We start from the raw sequence: 13,512 nt of genomic DNA, 5'->3' as shown, positions 1-13,512 counted from the left end.
ACCCGGCAATCACATCAATGATAGGTCTTAATAATTTCCAGCACGCCGTTAATAATAAACTGCACGCCCATACAGACCAGCAGGAAGCCCATCAGACGGGAAATCGCCTCGATACCGCCCTTGCCTACCCAGCGCATAATGGCACCAGAACTGCGCAGCGACGCCCACACGATAACCCCGATAATCGCAAAAATCAGCGGTGGCGCAACCGTCAGCACCCAGTCCGGGAAGGTTGCGCTGTCACGCACCGTTGAGGCGGAGCTGATGATCATCGCGATCGTACCCGGCCCCGCCGTGCTCGGCATGGCAATCGGCACAAAGGCGATATTCGCAGTCGGTTCGGTTTCCAGCTCTTCCGATTTGCTGGCCGCTTCCGGCGACTCGTGCGCTTTTTGCGCCGGGAACAGCATGCGGAAACCGATAAAGGCCACAATCAGCCCCCCGGCGATACGCAGGCCGGGGATGGAAATCCCGAAGGTGTTCATCACCACCTGCCCGGCATAGTAAGCCACCATCATGATGGCAAACACATACACCGAGGCCATCATCGACTGATGGTTGCGCTCGGCGCTGTTCATATTCCCTGCCAGCCCGAGGAACAGCGCCACCGTCGTTAACGGGTTAGCCAACGGCAGCAAGACCACCAGCCCAAGGCTGATTGCTTTTATTAAATCCAACATAGTGCGTTGTTGTCCTTATCCATATTTAACACAGCAATTATAGGGTGAAAGTGTGACATTGAGCCATGGGTGCAACGCAACGATTATTTCCGTCCAGGAAAGATAACTGACAGTTATCTATATGATTTGAAAGACCTCAAAAAAAGTTCATGAAACGTTTTAGCAATTCGTGGCATCGGCTGACTCATTCAGTTGACTTATACTTGCCTGAGCAATAATATCTGCCGTGACTAACTACTTGCCAGGGCAACCATTGTGAAAAGCACCAGTGATATCTTTAACGACGTTGTTCCGCTGGGTCGTCTTATTCATATGGTAAATCAGAAAAAAGATCGCCTGCTCAATGACTACCTGTCACCGCTGGATATCACCGCAACACAGTTCAAAGTGCTGTGTTCCATTCGCTGCGAAGTGTGTATCACGCCGGTTGAGCTGAAAAAGGTGCTCTCTGTCGATCTGGGTGCGTTAACCCGCATGCTCGATCGTCTCGTCTGCAAAGGATGGATAGAACGAAGCCCTAACCCGAATGACAAACGCGGCGTACTGGTGAAGCTAACCAGCGATGGCGCGGCCATGTGCGAGCAATGTCATCAATTAGTAGGACAAACACTGCATCAGGAACTAACAAAAAACTTAACGGCAGATGAAGTGGCAACCCTTGAGCTTCTGCTGAAGAAAATCCTGCCGTAAACAGAAAAAAAGAGGTATGACGATGTCCAGACGCAATACTGACGCTATCACCATTCATAGCATTTTGGACTGGATCGAAGATAACCTGGAATCGCCGCTCTCCCTTGAAAAAGTGTCTGAGCGTTCAGGTTACTCCAAATGGCACCTGCAACGGATGTTCAAAAAAGAGACCGGTCATTCATTAGGTCAATACATTCGCAGCCGCAAGCTGACGGAAATTGCCCAGAAACTGAAAGAAAGCAATGAGCCGATCCTTTATCTGGCGGAGCGTTACGGATTTGAATCGCAACAAACCCTGACGCGTACGTTCAAGAACTATTTTGACGTGCCGCCTCATAAGTACCGAATCACCAGCGTGCCGGGCGAATCCCGCTACCTGTATCCGTTAAAACACTGTAGTTAATCATCGCCTGTAACAGACGTAACCGAGGAAATTATGAAAGTTACCGCCTCCGCCGCCCTCGCCTTGCTGGTGCTGTTCTCCAGCCAGACCTTCGCGGAGCAAACCCCTCGTGCAACGCAGCAAAATAATCCTGATACGATGATTTTGCCGTCAGCACATGACCAGTCGCCCTATGATTTCAACCATATGGGTGCTGGTAGCGACAAATCCGACGAATTAGGCGTGCCTTATTATAATCAGCACGGCCTCTGATTCGTTTTTGCCCCGCAGACGCGGGGCTTTTTTTATGCCTTTTCGCTTACCCGCGTCGCCCGACGAACCCGCAGACCAAACACGTTAATGTACAGCCCGGCCATGATCAGCACGGCGCCAAACAGCTGCAGCGCGCTCAGCGTTTCATCCAGCAAGAGTGCCGCACTGGCAAGCCCCACCACCGGCACCAGCAGGGATAACGGCGCCACGCGCCAGGTTTCATAACGCCCCAGCAGCGATCCCCAAATCCCGTAGCCCACAATGGTGGCGACAAAAGCCAGATAGACAAGAGAAAGGATTGTGGTCAGGTCGATTTCGACCAGACTGTTCAGCATCACATCCGGACCATCCAGAATAAACGACGCCGCCAGAAACGGGATTATCGGGATCAGCGCGCTCCAGACAACCAGGGACATCACCGCCGGGCGCGCCTCGTGCTGCATAATCAGCTTGTTGAAGATATTCCCGCAGGCCCAGCTCAGCCCCGCCGCCAGCGTCAGCATAAAGCCGAGCAGCGCCACATCCTGGCCGTTCAGGCTGGCTTCAATGAGCACCAGCACGCCGAACACCGCCAGCGTAATGCCCGCCAGCTGTTTGCCCTGTAAACGTTCGCCAAACACGAAGGCGCCGAGAATAATGGTAAAGAACGCCTGCGCCTGCAGCACCAGCGAGGCCAGACCGGCCGGCATCCCGAACTTGATGGCGCAAAAGAGAAACGCGAACTGGCCAAAGCTGATGGTCAGACCGTAGCCCAGCAGCAGTTTAAAGGGGATCTTTGGACGCGCCACAAAGAAGATGGCCGGGAATGCGACCAGCAGAAAACGCAAACCGGCCAGCATCAGCGGCGGCATGTTGTGCAACCCCAGCTTGATGACCACGAAATTGAGCCCCCATACTACGACCACCAGCAACGCCAGCAGCCCGTCTTTACGCGTCATACCCTGCCCCTGAATTATTAATTATTTGTTAACAGTTCAAGTTAACAGAAAAAAGCGCGCGGCGAGAAGATCATTAATTCTGGCAGTCAGGCGAAGCACTTACGGATAAATTGGGCGCTATACAAGCCCCTTATGTCGTGATACTCCTTTTAGGACACAACATAAAAAGCATAAGCAACTGTCGGGCAGGAATATGAAACCATCTCTCAGGCGCTCAACCGCAGCGCTGCTGGCGTCGTCATTGTTATTAACCATTGGTCGGGGAGCAACGCTGCCGTTCATGACCATTTATCTCACGCGCGTCTACAGCATGAGCGTCGAGAATATTGGTTATGCCCTGACGATTGCGCTGACAATCGGCGTGGTGTTCAGCCTGGGATTTGGCATTCTGGCCGATAAGTTTGATAAAAAGCGCTACATGCTGATTGCGATCGTGGCTTTTATCGCGGGGTTTGTCGCGATCCCGCTGGTCGATAACGTCACGCTTGTGGTGCTGTTCTTTGCGCTGATCAACTGCGCCTATTCCGTCTTTTCAACGGTGCTGAAGGCCTGGTTCTCCGACGTGCTCACCGCAAGCCAGAAAGCGCGCGTCTTCTCGCTTAACTACAGCTTTCTGAACATTGGCTGGACGATCGGGCCGCCGATTGGCACCCTGCTGGTGATGTACAGCCTGCAGCTGCCGTTCTGGCTGGCAGCCTTCTGCGCCGCGCTGCCGCTCGGATTCATCCATTTCTTCGTGCAGAAAAGCGTTACGCTGGATATCGCCGAGGAGAAGATGCCCTGGCAGCCGTCGGTGCTGCTGAAAGACCGCGCGCTGTTCTGGTATACGCTCTCTGGCCTGCTGGCGTCATACGTCGGCGGATCGTTCGCGACCTGCATTTCGCAATACGTTCTGGCCGCGCATGCAGACAGTAATTTCGCCGAAAAGGTGGTCGCCGTGGTATTGCCCGTCAACGCCGCCGTGGTGGTGACGCTGCAATATGCGCTGGGCCGCAAGATCTCTGCCAGCAATATTCGCCCGCTGATGACCCTCGCCACCCTGTTTTTTATCGTGGGGCTGGGTGGCTTTATGCTCTCCGGGGAAAACCTGGTTTACTGGGGCATCGCTGCCGCCATCTTTACCCTGGGTGAGATTATCTATGCACCGGGCGAATACATGCTGATCGACAACATTGCCCCGCCGGGGATGAAGGCGAGCTATTTTTCCGCGCAGGCGCTGGGCTGGCTCGGCGCGGCGGCAAACCCGATGATCACCGGTATTATCCTGACCAACCTGCCGCACTGGTCGCTATTTGTCATCATGATGGTTGCCATCGTCATGGCGTGGCTGATGATTTTGCGTGGGATGAGCGTGAAGGCGTGGTGTGAAACGCCCAACGTGGCGTAGCGCTTCCAGGCCGGGTGAGGCGTAGCCGCCACCCGGCAATAAAGCATCAGTGGTGCAGCATTTCCTCTACCACCTGCTCTTTGTACATCTCATTCGGATAATAGGTCGGCCAGTTATCCATCTCTTTCAGCAGCGCCTCGTGGGAGGTGTTGCCCATGAAAATGTGGAAGTGCGAAGAGGCCTTCGGGGCGATGGTGTGGTCGCTGAACTGAACAAACTTCGGAGCCTTGCTGCCGGCATCCTTACACTCAAACAGGTAGCGAACGCCTTTTTTGCCCGATGCGTAGGTCAGTATTTTGTAGCCGCTGTAATCATACTGACAGCGGCTGACCGCTTTGCCCTTATGAAATTCCATCACGTTGTTTTCGATGCCGATAGCATCCACGTCCGTCGCATATCCCTTGCGGTAGTACGCTTTCACCTCGTCAAAGGTTTTGCTTTTGTCTTTCTGCGCTTTCTGTTTAAACACCGGATCCAGCGAACCGTCCAGCAGGAACGGATAGACCGACTGCCAGGTCCCGTCCCAGTCTGACAGCGCTCTGTCCTTCACGTCCTTATCCTCAAACACGCCGTTCGCCGCCCTCTGTTCCGCTTCGGTCATCTGATGGCCGTGCGAGTGAGCAAACAGCTGGCCGCTGACCAGCAGCGCCCCCAGAGTCATGGCAAATTTCCCAAAATGTGCAGCCAAGATAACACCCTCATTCCGTTTTATAAGAATGCGGATGTTATATTATAACATTTTAAATCGCAACCAATCCGCGAACGCCCTCCTGCTCCATGTTTTCACCCCGGCCGCGCTGAATAATGGTGCCGCGCGACATCAGCAGATAGCTGTCGGCCAGCTCGGCGGCAAAGTCGTAAAACTGTTCGACAAGCAGGATCGCCATGTCGCCTCGGTTCGCCAGGGTGCGGATCACCTGGCCAATCTCTTTAATCACCGATGGCTGTATGCCTTCGGTCGGCTCATCCAGAATCAACAGCTGCGGACGGCTCGCCAGCGCGCGACCAATCGCCAGCTGCTGCTGCTGTCCACCGGAGAGATCGCCCCCGCGGCGGTGCTTCATCTCTTTAAGCACCGGAAACAGCTGCCAGATCTCATCCGGAACCTGCTTCGCCTCGCGGGCGGAAAAACGCGACAGCCCGAGCAGAAGATTCTCTTCCACGGTCAGGCGCGGGAAAATCTCGCGGCCCTGCGGGACGTACGCCACGCCAGAGTGCACCCGCAGGTGCGGTTTGCTGTGGGTGATCTTTTTACCCTGCCAGATGACCTCCCCGGTTTTCGCCGGGATCAGCCCCATCAGACACTTCAGCAGCGTGGTTTTCCCGACGCCGTTGCGCCCCAGCAGACAGGTGACCTCTCCGGTTGCGGCCTCAAAACTCACGCCGCGCAGGATATGGCTGCCGCCGTAATACTGATTCAGTTCGTTAACCTGTAACATCATCGCTCCTTAGCGCCCCAGATAGACCTCAATCACCTGCTCGTTAGCCTGCACCTCGCGAAGCGAACCTTCCGCCAGCACGCGTCCCTGATGCAGCACCGTCACGTGGTCGGCGATGGTCTCAACAAAGCCCATATCGTGCTCCACCACCATCAGGGAGTGCTTACCCGCCAGCGTTTTGAACAGCTCGGCGGTGTATTCCGTTTCCGCGTCGGTCATCCCGGCGGCCGGTTCATCCAGCAGCAGCAGGTGCGGGTCCTGCACCAGAAGCATACCGATTTCCAGAAACTGTTTTTGCCCGTGAGAAAGCAGCCCGGCGCGGCGGTCGCGCTCGCTGCTAAGGCGCAGCAAAACCAGCATCTCATCGATGCGGTCGCGCTGTTCACCGTTGAGTTTTGCCCGCAGGCTCGCCCAGACGGATTTATCGGTTTTCATAGCGATCTCCAGGTTTTCCCACACCGTCAGGGCTTCAAAAACCGTGGGCTTCTGGAATTTACGCCCGATCCCCTGGCGGGCAATGGCCGCAGGCTCCAGCGCGGTCAGGTCGATGGACTGATCGTAAATCGCCCTGCCGCTCTTTGGCCGCGTTTTGCCGGTGATGACGTCCATCAGCGTGGTTTTACCGGCGCCGTTGGGGCCAATCACGCAGCGCAGCTCGCCCACGCCGATATTCAGCGACAGATCGGTCAGGGCCTGAAACCCGTCAAAATTGACGTTAATGGCCTCAAGCTGCAGCACCGGGTCGGTCTGTTCACGGTAACGATCGCCGGGCAACTGGCGGGTAAATAACCCTTCGGCTGGCTGCATTATTTCTCTCCCTTTCGAAACAGACCGTAGACGCCGCGCGGTAAAAACAGCGTGACGGCGATGAAAATCAGCCCCAGAAACAGCTGCCAGTATTCCGGCATCGCGACGGTGAAGAAGCTCTTCGCCCCGTTCACCAGCGCCGCGCCAATCACCGGACCGACCAGCGTGCCGCGCCCGCCCAGCGCCACCCAGATTGCCGCCTCTATCGAGTTGGTCGGCGACATTTCACCGGGGTTGATAATGCCCACCTGCGGGACGTACAGCGCCCCCGCCAGGCCGCACAGCACGGCGGAGAGCGTCCATACCAGCAGCTTGAACCCGCGCGATCGTAGCCGCAAAACGTCAGGCGGTTTTCGGCGTCGCGAACGGCGGTCAGGATGCGGCCAAACTTGCTCTTCGCCAGCGCAAATCCGGTGCCTAACGCCAGAAGCAGCAACAGCACGGTCGCCAGAAACAGCGCGATGCGGGTGGTCGTTTCAGTTACCGAAAACCCGAGTAGCGTGGTGAAGCCGGTAAAGCCGTTATTGCCGCCAAAACCGGTTTCGTTGCGAAAGAACAGCAGCATCCCGGCATAGGTCAGCGCCTGGGTCATAATCGAGAAATAGACCCCTTTGATCTTTGAGCGGAAGGCGAACCACCCGAACACCAGCGCCAGCAGGCCCGGTACCATCACAATCAGCACCAGCGCCCAGGCAAAATGCTGGGTTCCCCACCAGAACCACGGCAGTTCGTTCCAGGAGAGAAACGACATAAACGCAGGAAGACCGTCACCCGCAGCCTGGCGCATCAGGTACATGCCCATCGCGTAGCCGCCCAGAGCGAAGAAGATACCGTGCCCAAGAGAGAGCATCCCGGCGTAGCCCCACACCAGATCCAGCGCCACCGCAACGATGGCATAGCAGAGGATCTTGCCAATCAGCGTCAGCATCCAGGTCGACAGCGCCAGCGGATGCGTCGCAGGCAGTAAGGCGAAAAACGGTAATATCAGCAGACACACCACCAGCAGACTACCTGCAAGTTGCGTTGTGCGCGGCGCTTTGCGCGCCAGCGTTAAGGTCAGCGGCTGGCTCATCAGTCAATCACCCTCCCTTTCAGCGCAAACAGCCCCTGAGGGCGTTTTTGAATAAACAGCACGATCGCCACCAGAATAACGATCTTGCCCAGCACCGCCCCCATCTGCGGTTCAAGAATTTTATTGAAGATACCCAGACCAAACGCCGCGGCCACGCTACCTGCCAGCTGGCCTACGCCACCGAGAACGACCACGAGGAAGGAGTCAATAATGTAGCCCTGGCCCAGCTCCGGCCCGACGTTACCGAGCTGCGACAGCGCCACGCCGCCTAACCCGGCAATTCCTGAACCAAGCCCAAACGCCAGCATATCGACGCGGCCTGTCGGTACCCCGCAGCAGGCGGCCATGCTGCGGTTCTGCGTCACCGCGCGCACATTGAGCCCCAGACGGGTTTTATTCAGAATGAGCCAGGTAAAGAACAGCACCAGCAGCACGAAGCCCAGCACCACAATGCGGTTCCACGGCAGCGTCAGGTTGGCAAAAACCTGCACCCCGCCGGACAGCCATGCCGGGTTGGCCACCTCCAGGTTCTGGGCGCCAAAGGTCATGCGCACCAGCTGGATGAGCATCAGGCTAATCCCCCACGTTGCCAGCAGCGTTTCCAGCGGACGACCGTACAAATGGCGGATCACGGTGCGCTCCAGCACCATCCCGATGCCCGCCGTCAGGCAGAACGCGACCGGAAGCGCGATAACGGGATAGAGCGCCAGCCACTGGGGCGCAAGCCCGGCCATTGCCTGCTGCACCATCCAGGTGGCATACGCCCCCAGCATCAGCATCTCGCCGTGCGCCATATTGATGACGCCCAGCAGGCCGTAGGTGATGGCAAGCCCCAGCGCCGCCAGCAGCAGCACCGACCCCAGGGAAAGCCCCATAAACGCCTGGCCCAGCAGATCGCCCCACATCAGTCGATGCTGGATCTGGCTCAGACTCTCCTGCGCGGCGGCGCGCACGCTGGCGTCCGGCTCGGTCTGCGCCTGAGTGAACGGGGTGAGTCTGGACTGAACGTCCGGATCGTCGGACTGTCCTAATAACTCGACGGCCTTGCGGCGCACCTCTGCCTGCGGGCTGGCCAGCTGGAGATTCGCCACCGCCAGTAAAAGCGCCTGGCGCGCCACCGCGTCCGTTTCATCGCTTATCCGCTTTTCCAGAAAAGCGAGCATTCCGGGCTGGGCATCCCGCTGAAGCTGACGAGCTGCCGCCCGCCTTTCGGTGACACTGTCACTCACCAGCTGATGCGTAGCGATGGCCGTGGCGGCCAGCACGCGCAGCCGGTTGGTCAAACGAACGGCTTTGGCTGCCCCTTCGGCCGACTTAGCGTCACCGAGCGAGACCATTTGTCCGCTGCGCTGCGCAAAGGCGTGCTTTTGACTGTCGGCATAGAGGTTTTCTTTTTGCAGTGCTTTCAGCAGCGGCAGCCGCGCTGCGTCCGGCGCTTCGGCCCACTGCGTCAGCAACTCCGCCTGCTGGCTGCGGCTGGCGGCAACAAAACGATCGGCATCCGATGCCTGCGCCATCCCTGGCAGCAGTCCGGAAAGCCATACAAGAGCGATGAACATGCGCATGGCGTTCATGACGTTTCTCCCTGGCGATGGCTTAGTTGCTGGCGGTTTTCATCGGCTGATCGGGCTTTTTATCGTTTCCGGCGATGAACGGGCTCCACGGCTGGGCGCGTACCGGCTGCTCCGTCTGCCACACCACGTTAAACTGACCGTTGCCTTCGATTTCACCGATCATGACCGGCTTATGCAGATGGTGGTTGGTGGCATCCATGGTGAGCGTAAAGCCTGACGGCGCCTTAAAGGACTGGCCGGCCATCGCCGCACGCACTTTATCCACGTCGGTTGTGCCCGCTTTTTCCACCGCCTGCGCCCACATATGGATCCCCACGTAAGTCGCTTCCATCGGGTCGTTGGTCACCACGGTATCGGCGTTCGGCAGCTTGTGCGCTTTGGCATAGGCTTTGTAATCCGCGACGAAGGCCTGGTTGGTCGGGTTATCCACGGATTCAAAGTAGTTCCACGCCGCGAGGTTGCCGACCAGCGGTTTGGTGTCGATCCCGCGCAGCTCTTCTTCGCCCACGGAGAACGCCACCACCGGCACGTCGGTCGCCTTCAGCCCCTGGTTAGCCAGCTCTTTGTAGAACGGTACGTTGGAATCGCCGTTGATGGTCGACACCACGGCGGTTTTGCCGCCCGCGGAGAATTTCTTGATGTTGGCGACGATGGTCTGGTAGTCGCTGTGACCGAACGGGGTGTAAACCTCCTCGATGTCCTTATCCTCCACCCCTTTCGAATGCAGGAACGCGCGCAGGATCTTGTTGGTGGTGCGCGGGTAAACATAGTCAGTGCCCAGCAGGAAGAAGCGCTTCGCCGCGCCGCCATCTTCGCTCATCAGGTATTCCACCGCCGGGATGGCCTGCTGGTTCGGTGCGGCGCCGGTATAGAAGACGTTTGGCGACATCTCTTCGCCTTCATACTGCACCGGATAAAACAGCAGACCGTTCAGCTCCTCGAAGACCGGCAGCACGGATTTGCGCGATACCGACGTCCAGCAGCCGAATACCACCGCCACTTTATCCTGACTTAACAGCTGGCGCGCCTTCTCGGCAAACAGCGGCCAGTTTGAGGCGGGATCCACCACCACCGGCTCCAGTTTTTTACCCAGCACGCCGCCTTTGGCGTTGATCTCGTCGATGGTCATCAGCGCGACGTCTTTCAGCGGCGTTTCGGAGATGGCCATGGTGCCGGAAAGAGAATGCATGATCCCCACTTTGATGGTATCGGCCGCCTGCACGCCAAAACTCATTCCCATCGCCACGACGGATGCGGATAACGCAAAGGCTTTTAATAAGGTACGACGCTGCATACTTTCACTCCTGAAAAAGAACGCTGTGCGAAAACGTCCGTTACGGCGTGGACGCGGAAAATAAAGATGTCAGCGAAGCAGGAGCAAAAAGGATGCCAGAATGGAGGAAGCGCTATTGCAGGCGGTGGAACGCAGGATGTAAAGAGAACGACTCAGAATGGTACAGCGCTGCACTTTTATAATGCAGCGCTGAGGTGGAAGTTTTACCAGACTTCGCTGGCGATCTGTGTGACCAGACGGACTTTGTCCCACTGCTGGGTTTCGCTCAGGCTGTTGCCCTCTTCGGTAGAGGCAAAGCCGCACTGCGGGCTGAGGCAAATTTGCTCTTTTGCCACGTATTTCGCCGCCTCTTCCAGACGGGCTTTAATCCCCTCCGGGTTCTCCAGCTCGCCGTTTTTCGTGGTGATCAGGCCCAGCACCACCTGCTGCTTGCCCGGGCGAATGAAGCGCAATGGCGCGAAATCCCCGCTGCGGTCGTTGTCGTATTCAAGGAAGAACGCGTCAACGTTGACCGTCCCGAACAGCACTTCCGCCACCGGCTCATAGCCGCCTTCGGAAATCCAGGTTGAACGGAAGTTACCGCGGCAGACGTGCAGGCCGATGGTCAGATCGTCCGGCTTGCCTTCCAGCGCCTTGTTCAGGACGCGGGCATAGATACGTGCCAGCTCATCGGCATCATCACCGCGCTCGCGGATCTGGCGGCGCTGATCGTCCGAACAGAGATAGGCCCAGACGGTATCGTCCAGCTGAAGGTAACGGCAGCCCGCGTCGTAAAATGCGCGGATGGCGTCGCGCCAGGTGGTCGCCAGATCGTCGAAATAGTCGTTCAGATCCGGGTACACCATCGCATCGATGTCTTTACGCCCGCCGCGGAAATGGAGCACGCTCGGGCTGGGAATGGTCATCTTCGGCTGAGCATTGCCGCTGATGCTTTTCAGGTAGCGGAAATCTTCGAGCATCGGATGGTCGCCAAAGCCCAGCTTGCCGGTCACGCGCACGCCGTGGGCTTTGGTTTGTACCCCGTTGAACTGAATGCCCTGCTGTGAATCGTAACGCTCAACGCCCTGCAGACCGTCAAAGAAGTCGAAGTGCCACCAGGCACGGCGAAATTCACCGTCGGTAACCACATGCAGGCCGCACGCGCACTGCTGCTCAACGACGTGGCGAATGGCATCGTCTTCCACCGCGCGAAGCTGTCCGGCGTCAATTTCGCCGCTGGCGAACTTCAGGCGAGCCTCTTTGATGGCATCCGGGCGTAAAAAACTGCCGACTACATCGGCGCGGTACGGGGCGTGCTGTCGTTGCATGGAAATCTCCTCAGTCTGCCGGCGATAATTGCCAGCAGTGATAATTCATCATTTGAATCTTTAGACTTCTGGATGTCTAAATGTCCAAAAAAGATGTCATACCTGTCCTGTTCCGGCAAACGAGAAAATTTCACGGCTGTTGAAAAAAATTCATCTTCACAGCGCGACGGCGGTTTCGCTGCTGGCAAAGGCGAACTTTTCATCCTCCCATCCGGCGATCCCCCCGAGCATGATTTTGACCGGCAGCCCGAGACGCGCCAGCTTCAGCGCGGCTCTGTCCGCGCCGTTACAGTGCGGCCCTGCGCAGTAAACGACGAACAGCGTGCCTTCAGGCCATTCGGCCATGCGCTCGGCGGTCATCTGGCTCCGCGGCAGGTGCAGTGCGCCCGGCACGTGACGGCGGGCAAACTGCTCCGGGCTGCCCACCACGTGCAGCAGCACGAAGTCCTGCTCATTATTGGCGATGGCGTGATGCACATCCGCGCAGTCGGTTTCAACGCTCAGGCGGCGCAGAAAATGGGTAACGGCTTCCTGCGGCTCGGCAGCCGGAAATTCAGTAACATAGCTCATGATCCTTCCTCATCTATGGCGTTTGTGTTAACACTACTCTATCCACAAATTCAGCCCGTGAATGCGTTCGCTTATGCCAGAAAACAGCAAAAAGATGACAAACTTAAGACAAATTGCCCGCCCGCAGGTGGTCGTGCTGGCGTATGACGGTCTGTGTACCTTTGAGTTTGGCGTAGCGGTGGAGATCTTCGGCCTGCCGCGTCCCGAGCTGGGCGATGAATGGTATCGTTTTGCGGTGGCGAGCGTGGACAGCGGTGAACTTCGGGCAACAGGCGGGATCCGCATCGTTACCGATGGTGATTTAAGCCTGCTTGCGTCTGCGGACCTGATTGTGGTTCCCGGCTGGCGGGGGCTGGATTCACCGGTTCCGGACGCGCTCTGCGAGGCACTACGCCAGGCCAGCGCGCGAGGATGCCGGCTGCTCTCAATCTGTTCGGGGGTGTTTGTGCTGGCCGCTACGGGGCTGCTGAACGGCCGCAAAGCCACAACCCACTGGCGCTACATTGACGCGCTTAAAGCCCGTTATCCTGACATCGACGTGGTTGAGGATGTGCTCTACCAGGACGAAGGCGATATTCTGACGTCTGCGGGCAGCGCGGCGGGAATCGATCTCTGTCTGCACGTTGTGCGGCGGGATTATGGCATGGAAACCGCCAACAGCGTGGCGCGTCGGCTGGTCATTCCCCCTCACCGGGATGGTTCACAGCCACAACAGCTGAGCCGCCCGGTAGCCCAGCTGCGGGAAAGCCAGCGTCTCGGCCAGCTGTTTGACTTTCTGCACACGCATCTTATCGAGGCGCACAGCGTCGACTCCCTGGCGCGTCGGGTCGGAATGAGCCAGCGCACCTTCCTTCGTCGCTTCGAGGCGGCAACGGGGACGACGCCCGCGCGCTGGTTAATCAATGAACGCCTGCTGAGAGCAAAAGATTATCTGGAAAGCAGTCGGTTAAGCATCGACAGCATCGCTGAACAGACCGGGTTTGGTCAGGCATCAACACTGCGTCATCATTTTCGCCAGCAGTTCGCGCTTTCCCCGGCTCAGTATCGCAAACAATTTTCACGTCCGGGTACTGCCCGCTGAGGCGTTATTTTTATGGCT

At 57.6% G+C, this 13,512-nt stretch carries 14 protein-coding genes and 1 pseudogene; 5 read left to right on the top strand and 10 right to left on the bottom strand.

Annotated elements, in window-relative coordinates; genetic code table 11:
- Positions 1–14: 14 nt before the first annotated feature.
- The gene (locus ACZ6J2_RS02370; protein ID WP_109844177.1) at positions 15–680 is read right to left on the bottom strand and encodes a MarC family NAAT transporter; all 666 of its coding nucleotides are present in this window, start codon (positions 678–680) and stop codon (positions 15–17) included.
- Between the two features lie 255 nt (positions 681–935).
- Here ACZ6J2_RS02370 and marR point away from each other — a divergent pair, with 255 nt between their 5' ends.
- Genes marR through marB form a run of 3 tightly spaced genes read left to right on the top strand, consistent with a single transcriptional unit; the run spans position 936 to position 2,025 of the window.
- Complete coding sequence (gene marR, locus ACZ6J2_RS02365; RefSeq protein ID WP_008502236.1) at positions 936–1,370, top strand: multiple antibiotic resistance transcriptional regulator MarR; 435 nt, start codon at positions 936–938, stop codon at positions 1,368–1,370.
- 22 nt (positions 1,371–1,392) lie between these two features.
- Positions 1,393–1,773 (top strand): MDR efflux pump AcrAB transcriptional activator MarA, encoded by a 381-nt coding sequence (gene marA, locus ACZ6J2_RS02360; RefSeq protein ID WP_008502237.1) that lies wholly within the window; start codon positions 1,393–1,395, stop codon positions 1,771–1,773.
- A 33-nt stretch (positions 1,774–1,806) separates the two neighbouring features.
- On the top strand, positions 1,807–2,025 hold the full coding sequence (gene marB / locus ACZ6J2_RS02355) for a multiple antibiotic resistance protein MarB (protein WP_029741246.1): 219 nt from the start codon (positions 1,807–1,809) through the stop codon (positions 2,023–2,025).
- A gap of 32 nt (positions 2,026–2,057) precedes the next feature.
- Here marB and eamA read toward each other — a convergent pair whose 3' ends face one another.
- Positions 2,058–2,963 (bottom strand): O-acetylserine/cysteine exporter, encoded by a 906-nt coding sequence (gene eamA / locus ACZ6J2_RS02350; RefSeq protein WP_167819203.1) that lies wholly within the window; start codon positions 2,961–2,963, stop codon positions 2,058–2,060.
- Positions 2,964–3,156: 193 nt separating this feature from the next.
- Here eamA and ydeE point away from each other — a divergent pair, with 193 nt between their 5' ends.
- Positions 3,157–4,350, top strand: coding sequence for an efflux MFS transporter YdeE (gene ydeE, locus ACZ6J2_RS02345; RefSeq protein ID WP_045888380.1), 1,194 nt, complete (start codon positions 3,157–3,159; stop codon positions 4,348–4,350).
- 46 nt (positions 4,351–4,396) lie between these two features.
- Here ydeE and zinT read toward each other — a convergent pair whose 3' ends face one another.
- From zinT to ACZ6J2_RS02305, 8 genes and pseudogenes are all read right to left on the bottom strand, one after another.
- Complete coding sequence (gene zinT / locus ACZ6J2_RS02340; protein WP_045888408.1) at positions 4,397–5,038, bottom strand: metal-binding protein ZinT; 642 nt, start codon at positions 5,036–5,038, stop codon at positions 4,397–4,399.
- Between the two features lie 52 nt (positions 5,039–5,090).
- On the bottom strand, positions 5,091–5,789 hold the full coding sequence (urtE, locus tag ACZ6J2_RS02335; RefSeq protein ID WP_471725055.1) for an urea ABC transporter ATP-binding subunit UrtE: 699 nt from the start codon (positions 5,787–5,789) through the stop codon (positions 5,091–5,093).
- A gap of 9 nt (positions 5,790–5,798) precedes the next feature.
- Positions 5,799–6,596 carry an urea ABC transporter ATP-binding protein UrtD gene (gene urtD / locus ACZ6J2_RS02330; protein WP_023311769.1) on the bottom strand — a complete coding sequence of 266 codons (798 nt, stop codon included), beginning with the start codon at positions 6,594–6,596 and terminating at the stop codon, positions 5,799–5,801.
- Positions 6,596–7,668: pseudogene (urtC, locus tag ACZ6J2_RS02325) on the bottom strand (urea ABC transporter permease subunit UrtC). The gene urtD and the pseudogene urtC overlap by 1 nt, the downstream one beginning before the upstream one ends.
- On the bottom strand, positions 7,668–9,242 hold the full coding sequence (gene urtB, locus ACZ6J2_RS02320) for an urea ABC transporter permease subunit UrtB (protein ID WP_471724667.1): 1,575 nt from the start codon (positions 9,240–9,242) through the stop codon (positions 7,668–7,670). Before urtB ends, urtC begins: the two are co-directional and overlap by 1 nt.
- Before the next feature lie 22 nt (positions 9,243–9,264).
- Entirely contained in the window at positions 9,265–10,536 is a 1,272-nt protein-coding gene (gene urtA, locus ACZ6J2_RS02315; RefSeq protein ID WP_014883816.1) for an urea ABC transporter substrate-binding protein, read from the bottom strand.
- Positions 10,537–10,739: 203 nt separating this feature from the next.
- Positions 10,740–11,843 (bottom strand): cobalamin-independent methionine synthase II family protein, encoded by a 1,104-nt coding sequence (locus ACZ6J2_RS02310; protein WP_471724666.1) that lies wholly within the window; start codon positions 11,841–11,843, stop codon positions 10,740–10,742.
- A gap of 156 nt (positions 11,844–11,999) precedes the next feature.
- Positions 12,000–12,413 carry a rhodanese-like domain-containing protein gene (locus ACZ6J2_RS02305; protein WP_471724665.1) on the bottom strand — a complete coding sequence of 138 codons (414 nt, stop codon included), beginning with the start codon at positions 12,411–12,413 and terminating at the stop codon, positions 12,000–12,002.
- A 73-nt stretch (positions 12,414–12,486) separates the two neighbouring features.
- Here ACZ6J2_RS02305 and ftrA point away from each other — a divergent pair, with 73 nt between their 5' ends.
- Positions 12,487–13,494 carry a transcriptional regulator FtrA gene (gene ftrA, locus ACZ6J2_RS02300; RefSeq protein ID WP_167819207.1) on the top strand — a complete coding sequence of 336 codons (1,008 nt, stop codon included), beginning with the start codon at positions 12,487–12,489 and terminating at the stop codon, positions 13,492–13,494.
- The last annotated feature ends 18 nt before the right edge of the window (positions 13,495–13,512 follow it).

Source organism: Enterobacter sp. E14S (assembly GCF_055666685.1).
The sequence above is the reverse complement of the archived record's forward strand: the minus strand, read 5'-3'. Positions and strand labels throughout refer to the sequence as shown.

Bases quoted from the DNA above. Each gene is read 5' to 3' on its own strand.
- marB (WP_029741246.1), top strand. From the start codon at position 1,807: ATGAAAGTTACCGCCTCCGCCGCCCTCGCCTTGCTGGTGCTGTTCTCC.
- ACZ6J2_RS02305 (WP_471724665.1), bottom strand. From the start codon at position 12,413: ATGAGCTATGTTACTGAATTTCCGGCTGCCGAGCCGCAGGAAGCCGTT.
- ftrA (WP_167819207.1), top strand. From the start codon at position 12,487: ATGCCAGAAAACAGCAAAAAGATGACAAACTTAAGACAAATTGCCCGC.
- ydeE (WP_045888380.1), top strand. From the start codon at position 3,157: ATGAAACCATCTCTCAGGCGCTCAACCGCAGCGCTGCTGGCGTCGTCA.
- eamA (WP_167819203.1), bottom strand. From the start codon at position 2,963: ATGACGCGTAAAGACGGGCTGCTGGCGTTGCTGGTGGTCGTAGTATGG.
- ACZ6J2_RS02370 (WP_109844177.1), bottom strand. From the start codon at position 680: ATGTTGGATTTAATAAAAGCAATCAGCCTTGGGCTGGTGGTCTTGCTG.
- urtB (WP_471724667.1), bottom strand. From the start codon at position 9,242: ATGAACGCCATGCGCATGTTCATCGCTCTTGTATGGCTTTCCGGACTG.
- marA (WP_008502237.1), top strand. From the start codon at position 1,393: ATGTCCAGACGCAATACTGACGCTATCACCATTCATAGCATTTTGGAC.
- urtE (WP_471725055.1), bottom strand. From the start codon at position 5,789: ATGTTACAGGTTAACGAACTGAATCAGTATTACGGCGGCAGCCATATC.
- urtD (WP_023311769.1), bottom strand. From the start codon at position 6,596: ATGCAGCCAGCCGAAGGGTTATTTACCCGCCAGTTGCCCGGCGATCGT.
- urtA (WP_014883816.1), bottom strand. From the start codon at position 10,536: ATGCAGCGTCGTACCTTATTAAAAGCCTTTGCGTTATCCGCATCCGTC.
- ACZ6J2_RS02310 (WP_471724666.1), bottom strand. From the start codon at position 11,843: ATGCAACGACAGCACGCCCCGTACCGCGCCGATGTAGTCGGCAGTTTT.